At 74.2% G+C, this 22,128-nt stretch carries 22 protein-coding genes and 1 pseudogene; 8 read left to right on the forward strand and 15 right to left on the reverse strand.

From position 1 onward, the window contains the following. Window positions 1-6: 6 nt before the first annotated feature. Window positions 7-699 carry an NADPH-dependent F420 reductase gene (gene npdG / locus AB0C21_RS00170; RefSeq protein WP_500201925.1) on the reverse strand — a complete coding sequence of 231 codons (693 nt, stop codon included), beginning with the start codon at window positions 697-699 and terminating at the stop codon, window positions 7-9. Between the two features lie 88 nt (window positions 700-787). Here npdG and AB0C21_RS00175 point away from each other — a divergent pair, with 88 nt between their 5' ends. Continuing rightward, window positions 788-1,384 carry a hypothetical protein gene (locus tag AB0C21_RS00175; protein WP_149257485.1) on the forward strand — a complete coding sequence of 199 codons (597 nt, stop codon included), beginning with the start codon at window positions 788-790 and terminating at the stop codon, window positions 1,382-1,384. Here the strand turns inward: AB0C21_RS00175 and AB0C21_RS00180 are convergent, their stop codons facing one another. Further along, window positions 1,385-1,561: a hypothetical protein gene (locus tag AB0C21_RS00180; protein WP_200841684.1), complete on the reverse strand. Its 177-nt coding sequence runs from the start codon at window positions 1,559-1,561 to the stop codon at window positions 1,385-1,387. A gap of 69 nt (window positions 1,562-1,630) precedes the next feature. Here AB0C21_RS00180 and map point away from each other — a divergent pair, with 69 nt between their 5' ends. The 3 genes from map to AB0C21_RS00195 are packed head-to-tail and all read left to right on the forward strand — an operon-like array spanning window position 1,631 to window position 4,281. After that, window positions 1,631-2,482 carry a type I methionyl aminopeptidase gene (map, locus tag AB0C21_RS00185; protein ID WP_500201926.1) on the forward strand — a complete coding sequence of 284 codons (852 nt, stop codon included), beginning with the start codon at window positions 1,631-1,633 and terminating at the stop codon, window positions 2,480-2,482. Between the two features lie 58 nt (window positions 2,483-2,540). Continuing rightward, complete coding sequence (locus AB0C21_RS00190) at window positions 2,541-3,227, forward strand: ComEA family DNA-binding protein (RefSeq protein ID WP_500201927.1); 687 nt, start codon at window positions 2,541-2,543, stop codon at window positions 3,225-3,227. Window positions 3,228-3,246: 19 nt separating this feature from the next. After that, window positions 3,247-4,281: a DNA polymerase ligase N-terminal domain-containing protein gene (locus AB0C21_RS00195; RefSeq protein ID WP_500201928.1), complete on the forward strand. Its 1,035-nt coding sequence runs from the start codon at window positions 3,247-3,249 to the stop codon at window positions 4,279-4,281. Between the two features lies 1 nt (window position 4,282). Here the strand turns inward: AB0C21_RS00195 and AB0C21_RS00200 are convergent, their stop codons facing one another. Continuing rightward, window positions 4,283-4,906 carry an NAD(P)-dependent oxidoreductase gene (locus tag AB0C21_RS00200; protein WP_500201929.1) on the reverse strand — a complete coding sequence of 208 codons (624 nt, stop codon included), beginning with the start codon at window positions 4,904-4,906 and terminating at the stop codon, window positions 4,283-4,285. Window positions 4,907-4,992: 86 nt separating this feature from the next. On the opposite strand from AB0C21_RS00200, the gene AB0C21_RS00205 reads away from it, so the two are divergent. Together AB0C21_RS00205 and AB0C21_RS00210 are read left to right on the forward strand one after the other, a co-directional pair. Next, window positions 4,993-5,343 carry a winged helix-turn-helix transcriptional regulator gene (locus AB0C21_RS00205; protein WP_500201930.1) on the forward strand — a complete coding sequence of 117 codons (351 nt, stop codon included), beginning with the start codon at window positions 4,993-4,995 and terminating at the stop codon, window positions 5,341-5,343. A 142-nt stretch (window positions 5,344-5,485) separates the two neighbouring features. Continuing rightward, a complete protein-coding gene (locus AB0C21_RS00210) occupies window positions 5,486-6,202 on the forward strand; it encodes a metal-dependent hydrolase (RefSeq protein WP_200841685.1) in 717 nt (238 codons plus the stop codon). Here AB0C21_RS00210 and AB0C21_RS00215 read toward each other — a convergent pair whose 3' ends face one another. From AB0C21_RS00215 to AB0C21_RS00225, 3 genes are read right to left on the reverse strand one after another with little or no spacing between them, the layout of a single operon-like run. After that, window positions 6,203-6,745, reverse strand: coding sequence for a hypothetical protein (locus tag AB0C21_RS00215; protein WP_500201931.1), 543 nt, complete (start codon window positions 6,743-6,745; stop codon window positions 6,203-6,205). Beyond that, window positions 6,742-8,205, reverse strand: a complete 1,464-nt coding sequence (locus tag AB0C21_RS00220) for an ATP-binding protein (protein ID WP_500201932.1) — start codon at window positions 8,203-8,205, stop codon at window positions 6,742-6,744. The genes AB0C21_RS00215 and AB0C21_RS00220 overlap by 4 nt, the downstream gene beginning before the upstream one ends. After that, window positions 8,202-8,876, reverse strand: a complete 675-nt coding sequence (locus AB0C21_RS00225; protein ID WP_160160848.1) for a response regulator — start codon at window positions 8,874-8,876, stop codon at window positions 8,202-8,204. The genes AB0C21_RS00220 and AB0C21_RS00225 overlap by 4 nt, the downstream gene beginning before the upstream one ends. A 101-nt stretch (window positions 8,877-8,977) precedes the next feature. On the opposite strand from AB0C21_RS00225, the gene AB0C21_RS00230 reads away from it, so the two are divergent. After that, a complete protein-coding gene (locus AB0C21_RS00230) occupies window positions 8,978-10,729 on the forward strand; it encodes a hypothetical protein (protein WP_500201933.1) in 1,752 nt (583 codons plus the stop codon). On the opposite strand, the gene AB0C21_RS00235 is transcribed toward AB0C21_RS00230, so the two are convergent. The 9 genes and pseudogenes from AB0C21_RS00235 to AB0C21_RS00275 all read right to left on the reverse strand — a co-directional run. Beyond that, a complete protein-coding gene (locus AB0C21_RS00235; protein WP_500201934.1) occupies window positions 10,723-11,841 on the reverse strand; it encodes a baeRF3 domain-containing protein in 1,119 nt (372 codons plus the stop codon). The genes AB0C21_RS00230 and AB0C21_RS00235 overlap by 7 nt on opposite strands. A gap of 134 nt (window positions 11,842-11,975) precedes the next feature. Then, on the reverse strand, window positions 11,976-12,911 hold the full coding sequence (locus AB0C21_RS00240) for a TIGR03621 family F420-dependent LLM class oxidoreductase (RefSeq protein ID WP_500201935.1): 936 nt from the start codon (window positions 12,909-12,911) through the stop codon (window positions 11,976-11,978). 17 nt (window positions 12,912-12,928) lie between these two features. After that, window positions 12,929-13,579 (reverse strand): response regulator transcription factor, encoded by a 651-nt coding sequence (locus AB0C21_RS00245; protein WP_500201936.1) that lies wholly within the window; start codon window positions 13,577-13,579, stop codon window positions 12,929-12,931. After that, window positions 13,576-14,808, reverse strand: coding sequence for a sensor histidine kinase (locus AB0C21_RS00250; protein ID WP_500201937.1), 1,233 nt, complete (start codon window positions 14,806-14,808; stop codon window positions 13,576-13,578). The genes AB0C21_RS00245 and AB0C21_RS00250 overlap by 4 nt, the downstream gene beginning before the upstream one ends. Before the next feature lie 58 nt (window positions 14,809-14,866). Next, on the reverse strand, window positions 14,867-16,936 hold the full coding sequence (locus AB0C21_RS00255) for a bifunctional copper resistance protein CopD/cytochrome c oxidase assembly protein (RefSeq protein WP_500201938.1): 2,070 nt from the start codon (window positions 16,934-16,936) through the stop codon (window positions 14,867-14,869). Beyond that, window positions 16,929-17,558: a copper resistance CopC family protein gene (locus tag AB0C21_RS00260; RefSeq protein WP_500201939.1), complete on the reverse strand. Its 630-nt coding sequence runs from the start codon at window positions 17,556-17,558 to the stop codon at window positions 16,929-16,931. Before AB0C21_RS00260 ends, AB0C21_RS00255 begins: the two co-directional genes overlap by 8 nt. 110 nt (window positions 17,559-17,668) lie before the next feature. After that, a complete protein-coding gene (locus tag AB0C21_RS00265) occupies window positions 17,669-18,775 on the reverse strand; it encodes a DUF5685 family protein (RefSeq protein WP_500201940.1) in 1,107 nt (368 codons plus the stop codon). Window positions 18,776-18,844: 69 nt separating this feature from the next. Further along, the gene (locus tag AB0C21_RS00270) at window positions 18,845-20,143 is read right to left on the reverse strand and encodes a helix-turn-helix domain-containing protein (RefSeq protein ID WP_353821751.1); all 1,299 of its coding nucleotides are present in this window, start codon (window positions 20,141-20,143) and stop codon (window positions 18,845-18,847) included. A 14-nt stretch (window positions 20,144-20,157) separates the two neighbouring features. Beyond that, window positions 20,158-20,490: pseudogene (locus AB0C21_RS00275) on the reverse strand (PucR family transcriptional regulator); the annotation flags it as partial. A 170-nt stretch (window positions 20,491-20,660) separates the two neighbouring features. Here AB0C21_RS00275 and AB0C21_RS00280 point away from each other — a divergent pair. Next, window positions 20,661-22,106 (forward strand): NCS2 family permease, encoded by a 1,446-nt coding sequence (locus tag AB0C21_RS00280; RefSeq protein ID WP_149257501.1) that lies wholly within the window; start codon window positions 20,661-20,663, stop codon window positions 22,104-22,106. Window positions 22,107-22,128: the final 22 nt, after the last annotated feature.

Below are 22,128 nucleotides of genomic sequence, written 5' to 3' on the forward strand. Positions count from 1 at the left end.
CCCCGGTCAGACGTCCGTGATCCGGAGCCCGGCGTGGGCCTTGTAGCGGCGGTTCATGGAGATGAGGTTCGCGGTGAACGCCTCGATCTGGTGGGCGTTGTGCAGCCGCCCGCCGTAGACGCCGCGCATCCCGGGGATCCGCCCGGCGAGGGCCTGGACGAGGTCGGTGGCCTCCCGGTCGTTGCCGAGCACCAGGACGTCCAGCTCCATCTCGTTCACCTCGGGGTCGAGCAGCAGCCTGGCCGACACGTGGTGGAACGCGGCGACGACCCGGCTGTCCGGCAGCACGGCGGCGGCCTGCTCGGCGGCGCTGCCCTCCTCGACCGGCAGCGCGAACGCGCCCTTGCCCTTCTCGAAGCCGAGCGGGTTCACGCAGTCCACGACGATCTTGCCGGCCAGCTCCGCGCGCAGCGACTCCAGCGTGGCCTTGTGCCCCTCCCACGGGACCGCGACTATCACGACGTCGGACTCGCCGGCCGCGACCGGGTTCTCGGCGCCGGAGACGGGCAGGTCCGCGCCGAGCTCGTCGGCGGCGGCCTGGGCGCGCTCGGCCCTGCGCGACCCGATCGTCACCCTGTGCCCGGCGAGCGCGAACCGGCGCGCGAGGCCCTTGCCCTGGTCCCCCGTCCCGCCCAGGATGCCGATGGACAGGCCGCTCGCGTCGGGGAGGTCGTAGGGCGTCTTCTGCTGCTCAGTCATGCGGCCGAGTCTGCCAGGCGCGGGTCCGGACGCCCGCCGCCGGGTCGGCTCCGGGAAAGGGCCTGCACCGGCCGCCGCGTGAGGCACCATGGTGCCCGTGGACGCCGAGCAGATGACGATGTTGCGCGAGGTCCTGTCGACGACCGGCTGGCTGGAGCGGACCGAGGAGTTCGGCCGGGCGCTGCGCGTCACCTCCCGGACCCCCGGAGGGCTGCTGCTGGTCGGCACGCCCGGGGGCGACCCGTGGCATCTGGCGGCGCACCTCGACGACGAGAGCCGGCTCGGCGGCGCCCCGGGCCTCGCCCCCACGCTGGTGCGCTGGGAGCCGCCGGCCGGGGCGCCCGCGCACCTGCGGATCGGGCTGGAGCGGCTGGAGGCGGCGCGGCGCGGCGAGACGCTGTTCGTCGTCGCCGAGGACGAGGCGCCCGTCCCGCTGCTGGAGCGGGTCGACGACGCGCGCCGCACCGGGGCGACCGTCCTCGCGCTGGAGGGCGGCGACCGGGAGCTGCGCGGCCTCGCCCACGAGGCGCTGACCGTCCCGCCTGACGAGGCCCTCATGTCGTTCGACGGGGCGCAGCACCTCGTCAGCGCGGCCGCGGGCCGGGAGCCGGCGCGGACGCCGCGCGGGCTGCGGCGCCGCCTCGCCCGGCTCCTCGACGCCGTCTCCGGCCCGGTCCCGGACTAGTCAGTCCTCGTTCTGCCTGCGCCACGCCTCGTTGCGCTCGCGGGCGATGGCCAGGGCGTTCGCGGCCTCGCCCTCGGTCTTGTACGGCCCCATCCGGTCCTTGCCGGGGCAGCCGGCCCCGTGCTCGACCTTCATGTGCTTCAGGCAGAACCACCAGTCACCGTCGTCACCGGCCATGGGCGCTCCTCTCGATCATGCGCTGGCACGGGATTGTTGCCCGGACCGCGCTGACTACACTCCATCACTATGACGACGCAGTTGCTCCGGCCCGGACGCGTTTCCCCGATGCGCAAGGTTCCCTCGAACATTCCGCGCCCGGAGTACGTGGGGAAGAAGCGGCCGCGGACGGGCGAGCCCGACGTCAAGTCGCCCGAGACCATCGAGCGGATGCGGGTCGCCGGGAGGATCGCCGCGCAGGCGCTGGAGGAGGTCGGCAAGCACGTCCGCCCGGGGGTCACCACCGACGAGCTGGACGCCGTCGGCCACGAGTTCATGCTCGACCACGGCGCCTACCCCTCCACGCTGGGCTACCGCGGGTTCCCCAAGTCGCTGTGCACCTCGATCAACGAGGTGATCTGCCACGGCATCCCGGACGACACGGTCCTGCGCGACGGCGACATCGTCAACGTCGACATCACCGCCTACATCGGCGGCGTGCACGGCGACACCGACGCGACGTTCCTGTGCGGGGACGTCGACGAGGAGTCGCGGCTGCTGGTGGAGCGCACCCGCGAGGCGGCGATGCGCGGCATCCGCGCGGTCAAGCCCGGCCGGGCGCTGAACGTGGTCGGGCGGGTCATCGAGTCCTACGCCAAGCGGTTCGGGTACGGGGTCGTGCGCGACTTCACCGGGCACGGGATCGGCACAACGTTCCACTCCGGCCTCGTCGTCCCCCACTACGACGACCCGGGAGCCACCACGATCATCGAGCCGGGCATGACGTTCACGGTCGAGCCGATGCTGACCCTCGGCACCCCCGAGTACGACATCTGGGCGGACGGCTGGACGGTCGTCACCAAGGACCGCAGGCGCACGGCGCAGTTCGAGCACACGCTGCTGGTCACCGACGACGGCCACGAAATCCTCACCCTCCCGTGACCCACACCTCGATCTAGAGTCCGATTCGCCCCACATCCGGCCGGGAGACTCTCAAGAGATGAACGCCCCAGCGCCGTACGAGCCGAGGGTGCCGTCCGACACCATGCCGCCGGGGCGGGCGGCGTTGAGCGTGACGTGGGCGGCGCTGCCGTTCCTGAGCCTCGGCTTCGCGACGCCGTTCACGTTCGCCGCCGCGCTGCTGTGGCGGCGGAGCCTGCACCTGCTGGTGTCGACGGTCGCGTACGCCGGGCTGTTCGCGCTGCTGCTGTCCGTGCTGTCCGCCGCCGACGACCGGGGCAACGTGCGGTTCGCCGGCATGCTGATGGCCGTCCTGGCGGTGGTGGGCTGCGGGCACGCCTTCCTCATCCGGCGGGGGGTGTTCGACCCGCACGGGCTGTCGGGCGTCGACAACGAGGCCGTCGTGGAGCGGGTCAAGCGGCAGCGGCTGCTGCGGGAGAAGGCGCGGGAGCTGGCCGCGTCCGACCCGGGCCTCGCCAAGGAGCTGCGCATCGGACGGCCCGACCTGCCGCGCCAGTACAACGACGGTGGGTTGGTCGACGTCAACCACGCGCCCGCGGAGGCGCTGAAGCTGCTGCCCGGCATCACCGCGGAGCTGGCGGACAGGATCGAGCGGGTGCGGGCGGAGACGGGCGGGTTCCTCTCCGCCGAGGAGCTGTCCGCCGTCGCGGGGCTGCCGCCCTCCCTCACCGGCGATCTGGCCGACTACGCCGTCTTCATCCGCTGATCGCGGGTATGCAGCGGGCGTGACCCCGAAGAAGACCGCGAAGCACTCCTCTCCCCCGGCCCGCGAGGGCGACCGGCTCGCCGAGTACCGGGGCAGGCGGGATCCGGGGCGGACGCCGGAGCCCGTCCCCGAGGACGCGGCAGTCCCCCGCGGGAACGACGACACGTTCGTCATCCAGGAGCACCACGCGACCAGCCTGCACTGGGACCTGCGGCTCGAACGCGACGGCGTGCTCGTCTCGTGGGCCGTGCCGAAGGGCCTGCCGTGGAGCCCGGAGACCGACCACCTCGCCGTGCACACCGAGGACCATCCCCTGGAGTACGCCGCCTTCGAGGGCGAGATCCCGCGCGGCGAGTACGGCGCGGGCAGGATGACGATCTGGGACCGCGGGACCTACGAGACGGAGAAGTGGTCCGAGCGCGAGGTCAAGGTCGTCATCCACGGCTCGCGCGTCTCCGGCCGCTACGTGCTGTTCAGGACGCGCGGGAAGAACTGGATGATCCACCGGATGGACCCGCCCGCCGACCCGGACGCCGAGCCGCTCCCGGAGTCGCTGCGCCCGATGCGGCCGCAGGAGCGGGCCCGCCTGCCCCGCGACCCGCGGGCGTGGGGATTCGAGTTCGCGTGGGGCGGCAGGCGGATGGCCGCCTACGTCGAGGGCGGCCGGACGCGGTTCACCGACGAGCGGGGCCGCGCCGTGGACGGCCCCGGCGGGCTCGGCTCCCGGCTCGGAGCGGAGCTCGGCGTCCGGCCCGCGCTGCTGGACGGGGAGCTGGCCGTCCTCGACGGCCGCGAGACCTACATGGTCTACGACGTGCTGCACCTGGACGGGCATCCGCTGCTGGACGTCCCGTACCGGGAGCGGCGGGAGCGCCTCGACGGCCTCGGCCTGTCGGGCCCGCGCTGGCAGACGGCCCCCTGGTTCCCCGGCGACGGCGGCGCCGTCCTGGACGCGGCGCGCGAGCAGGGGCTGCCCGGCGTCGTCGCCAAGCGCCTGGACTCCCCCTACGAGCCGGGCGAGGAGTCCGGCGCCTGGCGCTTCATCCCCTCCTGACCTAGTACGCCACGGTGATCCGGCGCTGGACGGCGTTGCCCTTCTCCAGCTCGTCCACCAGGGCGACGGCGTAGTCCTCGGCGCTGATGCGGCTGTCGCCGCCGGCGTCGGTGAGGAGCCGGTCGCCGCCCAGCCGGAAGACGCCGGTGCGCTCGCCGGGCGCGATGACCGCGGCGGGCGAGATGAACGTCCAGTCCAGGTCGCCGGCCTCCGCCCGGATCGCGCCGAGCTGCGCGGCCGCGGCGAGCGCCTCGTTCTTGTAGAGGGCGGGGAACTCGGGGGTGTCCACCAGCCGCACCCCGGGCGCGACCTCCAGGCTTCCGGCGCCGCCGACCACGACGAGGCGGCGGAGGCCGGCCCGACGCAGGGCGTCCAGGACGCCGCGGGTGACGGCCAGCAGGGGCCCCTCGGTCTCCGAACCGTCCCGGGGCGGCGGCACGCTCAGCACGACGGCGTCGTGCCCCTCGGCCAGCCGGGCGATCGCGGCGGCGTCGCTCGCCTCGGCCCGGGCCGTCCCCTCGCTCCCGCCGCGGGTGACACCGGTGACCTCGTGACCGCGGCCGCGGGCCTCGGCGGCGATCCGCCGGCCGACCATGCCGGTCGCGCCGATCAGCAGAATCCTCATGGATGACCTCCTCGAACGTCGTCATCGCCGAAAGTATCCATCAGATACTGGTCACTTCAACGTGCCGTAGGTACCCTGTGGAAACCATGAAGGGCAACGCGTTCGACCCCGACTGCCCGACCCGGCTGATCCTGGACCGGATCGGCGACAAGTGGTCGGTCCTCGTCGTGCTCAGCCTGAGCGGCGGCCCCCGCCGGTTCACCGAGCTGCGCAACCTGATCGGCGGCGTCACGCCGAAGGTCCTCACCCAGACGCTCCGCGCCATGGAACGCGACGGCCTGCTCACCCGGACCGTCTTCGCCGAGGTGCCGCCGCGCGTCGAGTACGCCCTCACGCCGCTCGGCCACTCGCTCCGGAAGCCCATCGGGGCCATCACCGAATGGGCCGAGGAGAACGTCGAGGCGGTCGTCTCCGCGCGGGAGCGCAACGCCGTCTGACGGCGGAACCGGCGGGTCCCTCCGCGCATCAAAGGGACGTGACGCCCCCTTCGGCGCGTCTTCGCCGAAAACGATCAGGAGCGGATTAGAGTCCCGCCCTGAGACGGGCGGCGATACGCGCTGGAAGGCGGGGGAACGGCACATGATGGGCAAGACGCATGCCCTGAGCGGCGCGCTGGCGTGGCTGGCCGCCGTCCCGATCATCGGGCAGGAGCGGCTGCTCGGCGAGCACGCGGTGGCGCTGTCGCCGGAGCAGGTCATGGCGGGCGCCGTGGTGTGCGCCGGCGCCGCGATCCTGCCGGACATCGACCACCACAACGGCCGGATCGCCAACACTTTCGGGCCGATCACGAACCACATGTGCAAGTGGATCGGGAAGGTGTCGGGCGGGCACCGGCACGCCACCCACTCGATCCTGTTCGCGGTCGGCATCGGCTGGGCGATGGACACCCTCGCCACCCACTACATCTGGGCCTGGTGGGCCTGCCTGTTCATGATCGTGGGCCTCGGGCTGCGCGGCGTCGGGCTCGACTTCGAGGGTGCGGAGCCGCAGTCGGCGCTGGCCGACTGCGCGCTGGCCCTGATCGCCGTCTGGCTCATGCGCAACATCGACATGAGCTTCGTCGGGTTCGCGGTGACGCTCGGCTGCCTGGCCCACGTCGCCGGCGACTGCCTGACACCGCGGGGCTGTCCCGTGTTCTGGCCGCTGCCGTGGCGGGTCGAACTGCCCGTCATCCCCCGGACGGACGGCAAGGTGGAGCGGTGGGTGGTGATGCCGGTCCTGGTCCTCGGCATCGCGATCCTGACCGTCCGGTCCGTGCTCGGCGACATCACCGCCCAGTGGCTGACGCGGGGCTGATCACCCGAGCAGGTCGGAGAAGTCGTCGCAGTTCAGGACCCTCCATTCGCTCCTGGTCGTGCTCAACGTGCTCCACAGGTTGACGTTCTGGATGCCCTGGATGGTCTGCCCGGTGCACGCGATCTGGGCCATGGCCGTCCGCGACCACTTCCTCGTCCCGGTCTTCCGGTCGGCCGGCCGGACGACCAGCTGGGCACGACGGCCCACCGGGGTGGACACGTCGTCGACCGAGTAGGCGTCGAGCCGTTCGTGGACCTCGGTGCGCAGCCCCATCAGCCGCTCCCGTTCGGTCGGCGGCACGGTGAGCTGCTCGATGGCCAGGTTCGGCTCCCCGGGCAGCCCCGGCCTCGTCACCGGCACGAGCTCACCGCCCCTCCCGGGCTCGCCGCCCCGCACGAGGTAGACGGTGATCGCGGCGGCGTGCGCCTGGGCCATCGGCGGGTCCCCCGCGGTGATGATCCCGGTCGGCCGGATCCCGCAGCCGGCCAGGGCGGCGCAGGACGCCGCCGCCAGGAGCGCCCGCACCCGGCGCCGTCGCCTCATGAGCCCTCGCCTCCTTCTCCGTCGGGCAGCCACAGGGTGAACACGGCGCCGCCTTCCGGCCCGTTGGCCGCCTCCAGCGTGCCCCCGTGCAGCAGGGCGTTCTCCTTCGCGATCGACAGGCCGAGACCGCTGCCCTCGCTGCGCGAGCGCGCCGCCTCCGCCTTGACGAACCGGTCGAAGACCACGGAGACCACGTCGTCGGGGAGGCCGGGGCCGTGGTCGGCGACCACGAGCCGGACGCCGCCGGCCTCCGGGTCCTCGGGCCGTCCGAAGCGCAGCGAGACGGGCGGGCGCCCGTGCTTGAGGGCGTTGCCGGCGAGGTTGGCGACGATGACGTCGAACCGCCGCGGGTCCAGCCGGACGAACAGGTCCGCGGGGCCCTCCACCGCCACCTCCTCCCGCCAGCCGCGCGCGTCCAGGGTGGCCGCGACCGCGTCGGCGACGTTGACGTCGTCCAGGACGAGGGCGGCGGCGCCCGCGTCGAACCGGCTGATCTCGATCAGGTGCTCGACGAGCTGGACGAGCCGCCGCGTCTCCTCCGCGACGAGCCGGACCGCGGCCCCGTCGCCGCCCTCGTCCGCCTCCTCGGCCAGCACGCCCGTCATGGCGATCATCGAGGTCAGCGGCGTGCGCAGCTCGTGGGAGACGTCGGCGACGAACCGGCGGGACGCGGCCTCCATCGCCCGCAGCTCCGTCACCGTCCGCTCCAGCGCCTGCGCGGTCCGGTTGAAGGTGACGGCGAGGTCGGCCAGCTCGTCGCGGCCCCGCACCCGCACGCGGGTGTCCAGCCTCCCCTCGCCGAGCGCACGGGCGGCGGCGCCGAGGCGGCGCACCGGGCGCAGCACGCCCCCGGTGGCCAGCAGCGCGAGGCCGAGCGCGGCCGCCAGCGCCGCGGCGTCCGCGATCAGCAGGGTGCGGGTGAACAGCCCCAGGTCGGCGGCCTCCCGGCGCAGGCTCGCGGTGACGAACACCATCGGCGGCGTCGTCCGCGACGGCTCGTCCACCGTGGTCTCGTAGCCGGTGACGCGGGCGCCGACGAGCAGGTAGGGATCGCTGCCGAACGCCCTGTCGTGCTTCACGACGCGCTGGAACACCACCCCCCGCGTCGCGCGCCGCGCGAACTCGCGGGTGACGACGACGTTCAGGCTGCCCGGGGGCGGAAGGGAGACGCCGCCGTCCAGCCGCAACGGCACCGCCACCGCCTCGCGTCCCTGGCCCGAGCCGAGCGCCTCCTCCAGGGCCGCGGCGACCAGGGGCTCCGCGTCGGGCGGCAGGTTGGACGGGACCTGCCGGGCGAGGGCGGTGCGGACGTCGTTGAGCACCGCGTCCTGGGCGCGCTGCAGCATCACCCGCCGCAGGAGCACGTAGGAGATGCCGGAGGCGAGCACGGACGCCAGCAGCGCGACCGCGGTGAACGCGGCCGCGAGCCGCATCCGCAGCCCGAACCGGAGGCGCCTCACGGCGCCGTGAACCGGTAGCCGAAGCCCCGGACCGTCTCGATCAGCCGCGGCTCGGCCGGCTCGTCCTCGATCTTGGCGCGGACGCGCTGCACGCAGGCGTCCACGAGCCGCGAGTCGCCCGGGTAGGTGTGCTCCCACACCTCGGCCAGCAGGTGCTGGCGGGTGAGGGCCTGGCCGGGCCGCCGCGTCAGCTCCAGCAGCAGGCGCAGCTCGGTCGGGGTGAGGCGCAGGTCGGCGCCGTCCTTGGTGACCTTCAGCGAGGTCCGGTCGATGACGAGGTCGCCGTAGACGGACCGGTCCATGCGGGTCTGGTCGGCGCGGCGCAGGACCGCGCGGATCCGGGCGTCCAGGACGCGGGGCTCGACGGGCTTGACCACGTAGTCGTCGGCGCCCGCCTCCAGGCCGAGGACGACGTCGAGGTCGTCGCCCCGCGCCGTCAGCAGGATGACCGGCAGCGGGTCCTCCCGGCGGATGCGGCGGCACACCTCGATCCCGTCGATGCCGGGCAGCATCACGTCCAGGATCGCGATCTCGGGACGCCGCGCCCGCAGCGCCTCCAGCCCGTCCTCGCCGGTGGCCCGGGACGTCACCCCGTGCCCCTGGCGGGTCAGCGCCAGCTCCAGCGCCGCCCGGGCGGACGGATCATCCTCGATGAACAGAATGCTCGCCACCCGCACATTATCGGCCGCTCCCGATCATCTGGCCGCTCGTGTCACGAGATCCGGACATCACCGGCACACGATCATGACAGGCCGCCGGAACCGTGGGGCGCATGACGCTCGCCCTGCTCCCGCCCCGCCGCCAGGGTCCCCGGCCGGCCGCCGAGGCACCGACCGCCCCGCCGGACCGCGCCCGGCGGTTCCCGCGCGCGCTGCCCTGGCTCCTCGCGGCCGGCGTGCTCGCGCAGGCGGCCGTCCGGCTCTGGTTCGCCTGGGCGCGGACCGGCCCGGCCGCGAACCCGGACGAGACCGGCTACCTGCTCGCCGCCCGGCTGCTGGCCGGGGGGCCGGGCGGCGACCTGTCCGGCAACACCTTCTACCAGGGCGGGTACCCCCTCGTCCTCGCCCCCGCCTACTGGTTCTCCCACGAGCCGGCGACGGTCTACACGACCGTCATGGCGATCAACGCGGTGCTGGGCGCGCTGCTGTTCCCGCTCGGGTACGCGGCGGCGCGCCGGTTCGGGCTCGCCCGCCGGTCCGCCCTGCCGCTCGCGTTCGCGGCGGCGCTGCTGCCCGCGACGACGTTCTTCGGCGCCTTCGCGCTCGCGGACGCCGTCCTGCCGACGCTCGTCCTGGCGTGGCTGCTGGCCCTGGACCGCTTCGTCCGCGGCGGCCGCGCCCTCGACGCCGCCCTCGCGAGCCTGGTCGCGTCCTGCACGGCGGCGGTGCACACCCGCGGGTCGGTCCTCCTCGCCGTCCACTGCGCCGCCCTGCTGGTCATGGCCCTGCCCGGACGCCGGAGGGTCCGCGCCGTGCTGGCCGGGGGCGCGGTCACGGTCGCCGGGTACGCGGCGGGCGCGGCGCTGAACGCGCACATCCGCGCCGAGCTGTATCCGCGCGGGACGCGGGACCTCGCCGGGATCCTGACGTCGCGGCTGACCACGGTCCCCGGGCAGGAGTGGGCGCTGTCGGGGGCGGCCGGGCAGCTCTGGTACCTGATCGTGTCCACCTGGGGGCTGGCGGGGGCCGGGCTGGTGGCCGTCGCGGCGGTCCTCGCGCGGCGGCGCGCGCCCGCGGCGGACAGGGTCATGGCGGGCGTGCTGCTCGCGGCGACCTGCGGCATCGCCTACGCCTCCTCGGCCGCGCTGCCGGACGAGCACCGGGTGGGCAACTTCGCCTACGGCCGCTACCTGGCGTGCGTGGCGCTGGTCTACGCGCTCGCCGGGGCCGCCGCCCTCATGCGCCTCGCCACCGGCAGGGCGGTCGGACTGGCGGCGGCGTGCGCGCTGCTGCTGGGCGGATCCGGGCTCTGGGTCGCCGCCTACGCCGGCGAGCGGCTCCGCACCCACGTCTTCATCGGGTTCGACTTCCCCGAGGTCACGTTCCTGACCGCCGACCGGGGCGCGCTGCATCTGCGCGAGGCGACGCTCGCCGCGCTCGCCCTGCTCTGCGGTCTGCTCGTGGCGTCCAGGCTGAACAGAACGGGCCTGACCGCCGTCGCGCTCGCCGGCGTGAACCTCGCGGCGCTGGCGTTCGTCATGGGACCGCACGCGCGCGTGCCGGCCGAGCCCCCGCTCGCCGGTCCGGCGTCCGGCGGGGTCGTCACGGACGCGTCGCTCAACTGGGCCGTCAGGACCGCCCTGATGTACCCCGTGTGGTGGACGCGCCTCGGCACCTTCGACGTCCGCGCCGGACGGCCGCCCGCGCCGGGCGTGTGCACGGTCGTCGTCCCCCTCCCGGACGGGACGCCGCCGGAGGCGTCCTGGCCCGCGCACCCGGCGGGCTGGCGGCCGCACGCCGGACGGTTCTGGTCGCTGGGCTGGGTGGGCTGGCACGACCCGTCCTGCGCGGGCCCGGCTCAGTAGCGCGTCACCAGCGCGATCCGGTCGTGGTCGATCAGGAAGCCGTCCGAGACGAAGGTGACCTCGCCCCCGTACTCCAGCACCGTCTCGATGACGTGGTCGACGGCGTCGTCGACCACGTCCGCGCCCTTGAGCACGCCGGGCATGCCGTCCACCGGGATCAGCTCGCCCCCGCTGCGCACCGCGGGCGCGTAGTAGCCGCGCTCGACGACCAGGTGCTCGCCGCGCCCCTCCTCGACCAGCTCCGCCACCTCGCAGAGCCCGCCCGCGTACCGCTGGATGCTGCGCGCGGCCTCCAGCTCCGACAGCACGCCGACCTCGCGGAGGTCCTCGTAGGCGGCGAGCGCGGGCCGGGCCGCCTCGGCGAGCGCGCTCGGCGCGACGCCCTCGAAGCTGCCGTCGACGCGGCCCGCCACGGTGACGTGCGGCCCGGCGACCTCGTCGAAGAGCGCCTGGTGCCGGGTGACGCCGGCGACGATCAGCGGGCGCCGGTCCCGCGCGAGGACGCGTTCGAGCGCGGACACCACGTCCCGCATGGCCTGGCGCCGGCGCTCGCCATCGCCGCCTTCGGCGGCCCGGCGGGACTGCCGCCCGGCCCGGCGGGCCGGCCGCCCGGCGCTCGCCTCGTCGATCGGCTCCGGCTCGACCGGGAACCCGCCGCGCGCGTGCTCGACCAGCTCCGTACCGAGACCGCTCCAGAGCCGCGTGCAGTGGTCCGACAGGGACAGCAGCCAGTAGCGCGGCGTGCGGGTGTAGTCGGCGACGAGGTCGCGGGTGGCGAACCCGGTGTCGACGACCACCCGCTCGTCCACGGGCTGGCCGATCGTGAACGCGTGGTGCTCGCCGCGCGGGGCGGCGAAGAGCACCAGCCCGTCGGACGCGTGCCGCGGATCGACCTCGCCCGCGGCACGCTCCAGCCCCCGGACGACCTGGTCGGCGGCGTCGGGCGCCACCTTGGGGTCGTCGTGGAGCCGGCGCCGGACCTCCCCCAGCAGGTTGCGCAGCCGGATGCGGTCCTCGCGGACGTCCCGGGCGGAGCGGTGCGTCGGCATCAGCACCGACACCGCCGGATAGGGCCTCGGCTTGCGCAGCCCGGCCAGGGTAACGGCGTCCATGATCCCCCGATCGTCGCTCTTATTCCTTTCTGTCTCTTTTGTAGCTACCTGTAAGTAAATGAGGTGTAAGCCCTGTTCGAATTGCGGGCCGAGGACGCCCGGCGCGCCCGGCGCCCGTCCGGCCGCCGAGGGGCTCAGACCCGCTCGATCACCGGGCCGAGGACGTCCATGAAGGGCGAGTGCACCGTGATGTAGGAGAACCCGTACCGCTCGCGCCGCTCCCGGAGCTGCTCGGCGATCTGCGCCTCCGTCCCGAGCAGGACGAACGGGGTGTCGAGGATCTGCTCGACCGTCATGTACGGGACGCGCTCGGCGCGCATCCGCTCGGCCTCGGCCCGCCGGTCGGGCGTCACCTGCACATGCTGGACGAGCACGTTCCACTCGATCCGCGCCGCCCGGTCCCCGGCGTGCCGGCGGGCGAAGCGGACCCGCTCCTCCGCCTCCTCGGCGGTGCCGAACCGGAACGTCCCGGGCGGTTCGCCCTTCATCTGGTACGCGCCGGCGATCCCGACGATGTCGGCGTGCCGGGCCGCCGCCCGCAGGATCGTGTCGCCGGTGCCGCCGACCAGCAGCGGCGGGCCCGACCCGCCGAACCCGGTGCGCTGCACGGGCGCCAGTTCCGCCAGCCCGAAGAACTCGGCCACCGGCCGGTGCCGCTCGTAGTCGCCCCCGCCGAACAGCCGGCCCAGCTCCTCGATCAGCCCGGTCATCCGCTCCGCGCGGGCGCCGAACGGCTCCCACGGGATCCCGGCCGCGTCGAACTCCCACTTCATGTGCCCGGCGCCGAGCCCGAGCTCCACCCGCCCCCCGGTGAGCCGGTCGGCGGTGGCGACCTCCCGGGCGAGCAGGTGCGCGTTCCAGAACCCCGCGTTCAGCACGAGCGGGCCGACGCGCAGCCGCTCGGTCGCGTCCGCTGCGGCCACCATGGTCGGGAACGGGGCCGGGGCGCCGAGGTGGTCGGGCACGAGCGCGACGTCGTAGCCGTACCGCTCGCCGCGGCGGCACCGCTCGGCGAAGTCCTCCCGGGAGACGATGTCGAAGACGTTGAACCCGAAGCGGAAGTCCCTCATGCGGTCACCCTGCCACCTCACCCGGGCGTGATGAAGCCCGTCTCGTAGGCGAAGATCACCGCCTGCGTCCGGTCGCGGGCCTGCGTCTTCGCGAGGACGTTCCCGACGTGCGTCTTCACCGTCTGCGGGCTCACGAAGAGCTCCTCGGCGATCTCCGCGTTCGAGTAGCCCTTGGCCATCAGCCGCAGCACGTCCCCCTCCCGGCCGGTCAGCCGGCCGTGCCAGTCCGCGCCCCCGGCGCCGGACGGCCCGTGCCGCCCGGCCAGCTCCCGGATCGCCGCCGGGAACAGCAGGCTGTCGCCGTGCGCGACCATCCGGATCGCCTGCAGGATCTCCTCCGGGCGCGTCCGCTTGAGCAGGAAGCCGTTGGCGCCGGCCTTCAGCGCGTCGTAGACGTACTCGTCGTTCTCGAACGTGGTGACGACGATGATCCGCGGGGGCTCCGGCACGGTGGCCAGGAGGTGCCGGGTCGCCTGGATGCCGTCGAGCCGCGGCATCCGCACGTCCATCAGGACGACGTCCGGGCGCAGCCGGCGCACCTCGCCCGGCACCTCCGACCCGTCGGAGGCCTCCCCGACGACGGCGAGATCGTCCTCGGCGTCGATGATGGCGGCCAGCCCCGCCCGGATCAGCCGCTCGTCGTCGACCAGCAGAACCTTGATCGTCATGCCCCGGACCTTAGCGGCAGGGAGACGCGCAGGCGCCAGCGGTCGCCGTCGGCCCCCGCGCACATCTCGCCGCGCAGCACGGTGACGCGCTCGCGGACGCCGCCGAGGCCGCGGCCGCCGCCGTGGCCGGCGCCCTCGCCGCGGGTCGCGCCGAGCGGATTGGTCATCTCGACCTCCAGCCGTTCTCCGTCGGTGCCGAGCCGGAGCCGCACCGGTACCTTCCCCGCGTGCCGGAGCGCGTTCGTCAGGCCCTCCTGGACGATCCGGTACGCCTCCCGCGACACCGCGGCCGGGACGTGCTCGACCTCCGGGTCCACCTCCGCGTCCAGCGCCACCCCCGCGATCCGCGTCTGCTCCAGCAGCCGGCCGAGGTCCTTCAGCGTGGCCTGCGGGGCCGGGCGGGACCGGTCGTCGCGCAGCAGGCCGAGGACGTGGTCGAGGTCCTCCAGCGCCGCCCGCGCCGACTCCTCGATCGCGGCGAGCGCCTCGCGCGCGAACCCGGGGTCGCTGTCGAGCACCCGCCCGGCCGCGCCGGCCTGGAGGGTCACCACGCTGAGCGCGTGCCCCACCGAGTCGTGCAGCTCCCTGGCCAGCCGGTTGCGCTCGGCGAGCTTGACGGCCTCGGCCCGCATGTCCGCCAGCCGCTCGGCGGCGGACGGCCCGAGGAACACCGGCGCCAGCCGGGCCAGCAGCGCGCCCGCCCCGACGATCAGCGCCAGCAGCAGGGCCAGCGACGCCACCCCGATCGGCGGCGCGGGCCACTGGTGCCAGGCGCTCTGCCATCCCCAGGACTCCAGGAACCGGGTGTCCCAGCTCACCGCCGGCGCGAGGACCATCACGACGGCGGCCGGCGGAAGGGCCAGGCTCAGCCCGCTGACCACCACTCCCGTGCCGAGGTGCAGGGTGAACCACGCGGCGGCCCGGGCGCGGCTCTCCCAGGAGACCGCCGAGCCGGGCACGAGCGCCGCGGCGGGGCCCTTGAGGAGTTCCTTGGCGAGAGAGCTCTCCAGCAGCCGCACCGTCGGCACGAGCCCGGTGACGAACGTCGCCGCGGCCGGCATGACGACCAGCATCAGCACGGCCTTGAACAGGCCGTTGCCCATCGGCAGCAGCGGGATCAGGCTGATCGCGAGGAACCAGTACGGCATGAGCAGCGCGCCGCCCACGACGAGGTGGGACCAGCGCCGCCAGGTCACCGGCTCGATCAGCGGGCGGAGCACACGGAGCACGGCTCGATCCTCGCAGAACGGGCGGTCGGGCCCCTCCCCCGCACGGGGGAGCGCACGCTCACGCCCGGTCCTGTTGCTCCGCGGCGCCCCGCTGCTCCGCGGCGCCCTGCGGCCCGGCGGCGCGGTCGCGCTCGGCGAGCTTCGCGAGGCGGGCGTTGTAGGCGGCGAGCTCGTCGTCCTCGGGCCGCCCGCCGGCCTTCGCCGCCCGGTCGGCCTTGCGGTCCATGCGCCGCGCCTGCCGCTGGTCGTGGACGTACCACTGGAACGCCAGCACGATCAGGACGAGGAACGTCGGCACCTCGCCGAAGCCCCACGCGATGGCGCCGCCGGTGTGCTGGTCGTGCAGGATCGTGGTGCCCCACGGCGGGTCGACGGAGGTGTACCAGCCGCGGGCGAGCGCCTGGCTCATGTTCATCAGGGCGATGCCGAAGAAGGCGTGGAACGGCATCGTGACGAACAGCAGCACGAGGCGGGCGGGGTAGGGCAGCTTCCGGGGCGCCGGGTCGACGCCGAGCAGCACCCAGAAGAACAGGGAGCCGCTGGCCAGGAAGTGGACCATCATCGCGATGTGGCCGAGATGGTTGCGCATCGCGGCCTCGAACAGCGGCGTGAAGTACAGCGCGAACGTGCTCACCACGAAGACGAGCGTCGCGACCGCGGGATGGGCGACGACCGCGAGGTACCGGCTGTGCAGCACGGCGGTCAGCCACTCGCGCGGCCCGCGGTCGCCGCGCAGCCGGGCGGGCTTGAGCGCCCGCAGCGCCAGCGTCACCGGTGCCCCGATGACCAGGAAGATCGGCGTCAGCATGTTGAGCACCATGTGCTGCGCCATGTGGACGCTGAACAGGATCGGCGCGTACCGGGCGATGCCGGTCTGGGTGACGGCGAGGATCGTCACGAGCCCGATGAGCCAGGAGGCGGTGCGGCCGAGGGGCCAGGAGTCGCCGCGCCGCCGCAGCCGGACCACGGCGGCGAGGTACAGCCCGCCGAGCACGGCGACGAGGGCGGCGAAGAACAGGTCGAACTGGCCGAGCGTCAGCAGCCGGACCGGGGTGACCTGCGGCGGCATGTCGTAGCCGAGCAGCGACTTGACCGCGGACTCCGGCTCGGCCGGCGGGGGCGGCGCGGTGCGGGCCAGCGCGACGGCGAGGCCCATGGTGGCGGCCATCACGGCCGCCTCGACGGAGGCGAACCGGGCGAACGCCCCCGGCCTGCCGCCGGCCACCGCGGGCAGCGTGCGCGTCCGGTGCCACCAGCCGAACCAGCCGAGCAGGCAGAACGCGATGATCTTGCCGAGCGCGAGCCGCCCGTAGTCGGTCTCGACCATCTCCCGCGGGTCCGGCAGCCGGGCGATCACGTTCACCAGGCCGCTGGCGCCGACGATGACGTAGCACCACAGGGCCATCCGGCTGAACCGCTCGGTGACCAGCGCCAGCCGGTCGCGGCGCAGCAGCGCGTGGACGCAGGCGATCGCGAGCCCGCCGACCCACGGGGCGACCGCGGCGACGTGCAGGGCCACGCCCGTCGTCGCGGTGGAGTGGTTGGCGGCCGAGGCCGAGTGCCCGGTGAGCGGCGCGGGCAGCAGCGCGATCCCGGCCATGGCGAGCAGCCCGAACGCGGCGGCGGGCGTGGTGGTGGTGCGCGCCAGCAGCGCCACCACCACGGCGAGGAGCACCACGATCATGAGGGCGGTGCCCTGCGGCAGCGAGCCGACGTAACTGCTCAGCTCGCTGCCGGTGAGGACGTCGCCGGCCGGCTGGCCGAGCACGTCCGCGACGGTGAACACCAGCGTGGCCGCCGCGGCGGCGGCCCACGCGGCGGCGATCCAGGAGGCGGCGCCCAGGTAGCCGAGGGCGTCCTTCGACAGCCGCGGCGCGGCGCGGCCGCCCTCGACGGGCAGGAACGCGGCCGCGGCCAGCAGGGCGCCGACGGTCAGCGCGGACAGCAGGTCCATCGCCATCCGGGAGACCGGCAGCCCCCACCGGGTGAGCGCGCCCGCGTCGCCGAGGCCGGGGATGACCTTCTCGGTGACCGAGCCGCCGAGGACGAGCCCGGCCACCAGCAGGACGGCGGACGCGGCCAGGGCGGCCGCCCCCGCCCGCCAGACGGCCAGGCTGCCCTTACTCACCGCCGGTTGCCGCCTGGTGCTTGCGCTTGGCGCGGAACACGATGAGCACCCCGATGCCGACGCCCACGAGCAGGCCCGCGATGATCAGCACCCACAGGAGCATCCCGGAGCCGGAGTCCTTCTCGGCGGCCTGCTCCTGGTCGATCTTGAGCGGCTGCTCGTCGGTGTTGGCGGCCGGGCCCGTCTGCTCCTCGGCGCCGACCCCGCCCGCCGACGGCCCGGGCGAGGCGGCCGCCCCGCCGCCGGTGACGCTGAACGCCAGGTCGTCGCCCTCGATCGGGTGCCCGTCCTCGCCCACGACCCGGTAGGCGACCGTGTAGGAGCCGGCGGGCAGCGGGCCGGTCAGCTTCTGCGTGACCTTGGTCCCGGCGCGCTCGGCCGCGCCCGCCTGGAACTCCTTCTTCTGCCCGTCGCTGACGACGACCTTCGCCACGCTGATCTTGTCGCTGAAGACCAGCGTGACCTCGGTGACCGAGTCCGCCGCCTTGCCCTTCTCGGGCGTGCTGCCGACCAGCTTCGTGTGCGCCAGCGCGGGCGGCGCGCTGAGGGCGCCGAAGGCGAGGGCGGCGGCGGCGATCAGGCCGAGGCGGCGCAGGGGGCGGCGGGACGTGAACATGTTCATGGATGGCCGGGTTCTCTAGTGAGTCGAAGGGCTCCGTCTACCCTACTGAGCCCGCCACCATGGCACGTCCCGGGTCGCGCGATGGCGCAATCGGGGAGAAACGGTACCGATCAGTTGCACCCGCAGTCGCAGTCGCAGCAATCGCAGTCGCAGTCACAGCAGTCGCAGCAGCCGGAGCAGTCGCAGCCCGAGCAGTCGCAGCCGTCGGCGTGCCGACTGCACCAGCAGCGGTCGCAGAACGATTCGCCGTGGTGCTCGCTCCACTCGGGCTGGAAGATCCCGCAGGTCGCGCAGACCAGCGCCCCGGTGAAGCACGGGATCGGCAGCCCGGGCCGCGGGGGGCGCGGCCCCTTCGACAGGTCGACGGGGGCGGCGAAGGCGCGCTCGACCGAGCGGCCCGCCTCGCGGTCCAGCAGGGCCCGGACGAGGCGCGGCCGCTCCAGCTCCAGGTCGGCGAGCGCGAGCCGCAGACCGTGCAGCGCGTCGTCGGCATGCCGGCGGGCCTCCTCGGGGGTGGTGCCGGTGGCGAGGAGCGGGTTGTACGCGCCCGCCTCCTCGTCGGCGGCGAGGTCCTCGACGGCGTCGATCAGGTGCGCCAGGCGCCCGAAGAAGCGGCCCGCCTCGGCGAGCGTCTCGGCGTTGGCCTCCCTGCCCGCGAGGACGGCCGTGTGCGCGAACACGGCGGCGACGGCGGTCTCGGTGGGCTCGGTCAGGTCGAGCAGCCCGAGGCCGGGCGCCGCCTCCAGGACCGGCTGCCGGGCGACGGCGTCGCGCAGCACCGCCGGGTCGAACCCGACGGCGGCGCCCGTGCGGCCGCCTGCGGCGTCCCACCTGTCGGCCATCCGCCCGGCCGCGGTGGCGACGAGCCGCCGCGCGTAGGGCCCGTCGCCGTCGGCCACGTGGTCGCGGGTCTTGCCCGCGGCGAGCAGGAGGGACGCGGCCGCGGCGAGTTGCGCGCCCTGCGCCCGCGCGGTGACGACCTCGGCGGTCTTCATCCCCCGCAGCGCGCACGGCCCCGCCTTGCGGCGCGGCGACAGCTCCGGGGACTGCGCCTCCACCAGCACCGAGACGAGCAGCCCGTCGTAGTTGGTGACGAGCCGCGCGGCCTGGCCGTGCTCGGCCCGCAGCGTCAGGCACAGCCCGCACAGGTGGGCCATCCAGTCCTTGAACAGCGACCCGCACAGAACATGACGGCACGGACGTACAACACCGAACACGGGCAACTCCCCCATCTCAGGCCAACCGCAGCATTATTCATTGACGCGGCGGCGCCCGGGACGGTTCGGTTACACCCCCACGCAGGTCAGGGCGCGGCGGTAGGCGGCCATGCGGGGCTCGTCGGACGTCCCCGTCCCGGCCAGCACCTCGGCGAGGTCGAACCACGCCTGCGCGGCCTCCCGGGAGGACTCCATCTCCTCCAGGCAGGTCGCGGCCCGGGTCAGCACCTCGACCGCGCGGTCGTGCCGGCCGAGCCGCACCGACGCCTCGCCGAGCACGGTCAGCGCCCCGGCGGTGGCGCGGCGCGGGGCGTCACCGAGCAGGTCGAGGGCCTCCTCGGCGAGGGCCACCGCCTCGGCGGGGCGGCCGAGCGCGGTCTCGGCGCGGGCCAGCTCGGTCAGGCACCAGGCGACGTCGATCTCGCCGGACGAGCTGGCGCTGATCTCCTCGCGCACCCGGGCGAGCAGCTCGCGGGCGCGGGCGGCCTGGTCGGGCTTGGCCCGCAGCAGCAGTCCGGCGTAGATGACGCGGAGCCGGTTGAGGTTGCGGGGGTCCTCGCCGTCGCCGGCCAGCATGAGCGCCCGCTCGGCGAGCGCGACGCCCTCGTCGTACTCGCCGCGGATCTCCGCGACGTAGGCGGCCTCCCAGTAGGCGACCATCCGGGCGCGGGGGCTGCCGATCCGCTCGGCCCGCTCGACGAGCTGGGCGGCGAGCTGGCGGGCCCGGACGAGGTCGCCCCGCTCGATGAACGCCGACAGCAGCGCCGCGCCGAGGTCCACGGCGGCGTCGGTGGAGTCGGCGCCGGTGGCGATCAGGTGTCGCAGCGCGGTCTCGGCGGCCTCCACGCCCGCGCTGATGTCGCCGCGCTCGCGCAGGCAGCGGCTCAGCGCGACGTGCACCTTCGCCCAGTGGTCGAGGTCGGCCTCGGCCGAGGCCTGCTCGGTCAGCGCCTTCAGCTCGGCGATCGCGGCCTCCAGCTCGCCCGCGGCCTCCAGCGCGAGGGCGTGGCCCCACCGCGCCTGGTGCAGCATCTCGGGCAGCGCGACCGCGTCGGCGCTGCCGAGCACCTCGGCGTAGCGGGCCCGCGCCTCCGCCGCCGCGCCGTTGCTGAGCGCGATCTCGGCGTAGTCGAGGGTGACGCGCAGCTCGTCCACGACGTCCTCGCTGACGCCGCTGACGAGGTAGGTCGCCGAGCAGTTCAGCTTCGCCGCCAGCAGCTCGACGACGCTCGGGGCCGGCACCCGCTTGTCGCTCTCGATCAGCGAGATGTAGCTGTCGGACAGCTCGGGGAAGGCGAGCTGCGCCTGGCTCACGCCCTGCCGGATCCGCAGGGCGCGGATGCGCTGCCCCAGTGTCTCCCGATCCATCGTGTGACCACCGCCTACAAGGTGCTCGCCGCGCGCAGGGCGAGGAAGAAGTCGACTCGGTCCTCAAGTCTGCCGAGATCCCGTCCGGTCAGGTCCTCGATTCGCCGGATTCGGTACCGAAGCGTGTTCACATGGACGTGCAATCGCGTCGCGGTGCGGCTCCAGGAGCCCGAGCAGGACAGGAAGACCTCCAGCGTGTGCACGAGATCGGCCTGCCTGGTGCTGTCGTACTCCTCCAGCGGGCCGAGCATCCGCGCGCGGAACGACGACCGCGTCCGCTCAGGGACGGACGCGAGCAGCCACGCGTAGGAGTCCAGGGCCGTCGCCCCGGCGGAGTCTCGCATTCGCACCAGGGCAGGCTATAGGGGACGCATCGCCCCCGTCACGCTGCGGAGGGCGGAAATCACGTCCCGACACCTTCTTCCCGGGGGGAGCCGGTGGCCACACCCCCGCCCGGTAGGGCTACCCTGTGCTCGCCGTTTCCGAAGACAATGCTGCTGAAAGCGGAGCGCCCGTCATGTCCAAGACCAAAGCCGGACCGACCGACGATTCACCGCCGGCGGGCGGGCGCGGGCCGCTGGAGCGGCTGTTCGACCTCACCGCGCGCGGCACCACCGTCCCGCGCGAGCTGCGCGGCGGCGTCACCACGTTCTTCGCGATGGCCTACATCATCCTGCTGAACCCGCTCATCCTCGGCGGCGCGAAGGACGTCACCGGCGCGACCCTGTCGATCCCGCAGCTGACCACGATGACGGCGCTGTCCGCCGCGGTCACCACCGTGATCATGGGGCTGGTCGGCAACGCCCCGCTGGCGCTCGCCGCGGGCCTCGGCATCAACGCGGTCGTGGCGTTCCAGGCGGCCCCGGTGATGACCTGGCCGCAGGCGATGGGCCTCGTGGTGATCGAGGGCGCGGTCATCGTGCTGCTGGCGGTCACCGGCATCCGCGAGCGGATCATGAACGCGATCCCGCTGGCGCTCAAGCACGCGATCGCGGTCGGGATCGGCGCGTTCATCGCGCTGGTCGGCCTCTACGACGCCGGGTTCGTCACCTCCAGCGCCACCAGCCCCCCGCTGTCCCTCGGCACCGGCGGCCGCCTGGAGACGTGGCCGACGCTGGTGTTCGCGGCGACCCTGCTGCTGATGATCGTGCTGTACGTGCGGCGGGTGCCCGGCGCCATCCTGATCAGCATCATCGCCGGGACCGTCGGGGCCGTGCTCATCCAGGAGAACGCCACCGTCAAGCAGGGCGGCTGGGGCGTGGTCACCCCGGACATGCCCGACAAGCTGTTCGCCGCCCCCGACTTCGGGCTGTTCGGCGAGATCTCCCTGTTCGGCGGGTTCGGCCGGGCCGGGGTCATCACCGCGCTGGTCGTGCTCTTCACGCTGGTGCTCTCCGGGTTCTTCGACGCGATGGGCACGATCCTCGGCATCAGCGACGAGGCGGGCCTGGTGAGCGAGAAGGGCGAGGTGCCGCGCCTCGGCCGGATCCTGTCGGTGGACGGCCTGTCCGCCGCGTTCGGCGGCCTCACCAGCTCGTCCGCGAACACGGTGTTCGTCGAGTCGGCCGCGGGCGTCGGCGAGGGCGCGCGCACGGGCCTGGCCAACATCGCCACGGGCGCGCTGTTCGCGGTGACGCTGTTCCTCACCCCGCTGGCGGCGACCGTCCCGGCGCAGGCCGCGGCGCCCGCCCTGGTGGTCGTCGGCGCGCTGATGATGACGCAGGTCTCGAAGGTCGACTGGAACGACCTGGAGATCACGATCCCGGCGTTCCTCACCATCGTGCTGATGCCCTTCACGTTCTCGATCACCACCGGCCTCGGCATGGGCATCGTCGGCTACGCGGTCATCAAGGTCACCCGCGGGAAGGCCCGCGAGGTCTCCCCCGCGCTCTGGATCGTGGCCGCCCTTTTCGTGGTCTTCTTCGCCATCCATCCGATCGAGGAGTGGCTCGGCGTCACCTGATCCCGCCGGATCGTCCGCGCAC

This window comes from Spirillospora sp. NPDC049024 (genome assembly GCF_040649235.1).
Taxonomy (GTDB): Bacteria; Actinomycetota; Actinomycetes; order Streptosporangiales; family Streptosporangiaceae; genus Spirillospora.

What these genes read in the sequence shown, in the direction of transcription:
- AB0C21_RS00180 (WP_200841684.1), bottom strand. Translation starts at nt 1,561, where the DNA reads ATGGCCGGTGACGACGGTGACTGGTGGTTCTGCCTGAAGCACATGAAG.
- AB0C21_RS00260 (WP_500201939.1), bottom strand. Translation starts at nt 17,558, where the DNA reads ATGAACATGTTCACGTCCCGCCGCCCCCTGCGCCGCCTCGGCCTGATC.
- AB0C21_RS00245 (WP_500201936.1), bottom strand. Translation starts at nt 13,579, where the DNA reads ATGACGATCAAGGTTCTGCTGGTCGACGACGAGCGGCTGATCCGGGCG.
- AB0C21_RS00190 (WP_500201927.1), top strand. Translation starts at nt 2,541, where the DNA reads ATGAACGCCCCAGCGCCGTACGAGCCGAGGGTGCCGTCCGACACCATG.
- AB0C21_RS00205 (WP_500201930.1), top strand. Translation starts at nt 4,993, where the DNA reads ATGAAGGGCAACGCGTTCGACCCCGACTGCCCGACCCGGCTGATCCTG.
- npdG (WP_500201925.1), bottom strand. Translation starts at nt 699, where the DNA reads ATGACTGAGCAGCAGAAGACGCCCTACGACCTCCCCGACGCGAGCGGC.
- AB0C21_RS00280 (WP_149257501.1), top strand. Translation starts at nt 20,661, where the DNA reads ATGTCCAAGACCAAAGCCGGACCGACCGACGATTCACCGCCGGCGGGC.
- AB0C21_RS00175 (WP_149257485.1), top strand. Translation starts at nt 788, where the DNA reads ATGGTGCCCGTGGACGCCGAGCAGATGACGATGTTGCGCGAGGTCCTG.
- AB0C21_RS00215 (WP_500201931.1), bottom strand. Translation starts at nt 6,745, where the DNA reads ATGAGGCGACGGCGCCGGGTGCGGGCGCTCCTGGCGGCGGCGTCCTGC.
- AB0C21_RS00240 (WP_500201935.1), bottom strand. Translation starts at nt 12,911, where the DNA reads ATGAGGGACTTCCGCTTCGGGTTCAACGTCTTCGACATCGTCTCCCGG.
- AB0C21_RS00200 (WP_500201929.1), bottom strand. Translation starts at nt 4,906, where the DNA reads ATGAGGATTCTGCTGATCGGCGCGACCGGCATGGTCGGCCGGCGGATC.
- AB0C21_RS00270 (WP_353821751.1), bottom strand. Translation starts at nt 20,143, where the DNA reads ATGGATCGGGAGACACTGGGGCAGCGCATCCGCGCCCTGCGGATCCGG.
- map (WP_500201926.1), top strand. Translation starts at nt 1,631, where the DNA reads ATGACGACGCAGTTGCTCCGGCCCGGACGCGTTTCCCCGATGCGCAAG.
- AB0C21_RS00230 (WP_500201933.1), top strand. Translation starts at nt 8,978, where the DNA reads ATGACGCTCGCCCTGCTCCCGCCCCGCCGCCAGGGTCCCCGGCCGGCC.
- AB0C21_RS00210 (WP_200841685.1), top strand. Translation starts at nt 5,486, where the DNA reads ATGATGGGCAAGACGCATGCCCTGAGCGGCGCGCTGGCGTGGCTGGCC.
- AB0C21_RS00235 (WP_500201934.1), bottom strand. Translation starts at nt 11,841, where the DNA reads ATGGACGCCGTTACCCTGGCCGGGCTGCGCAAGCCGAGGCCCTATCCG.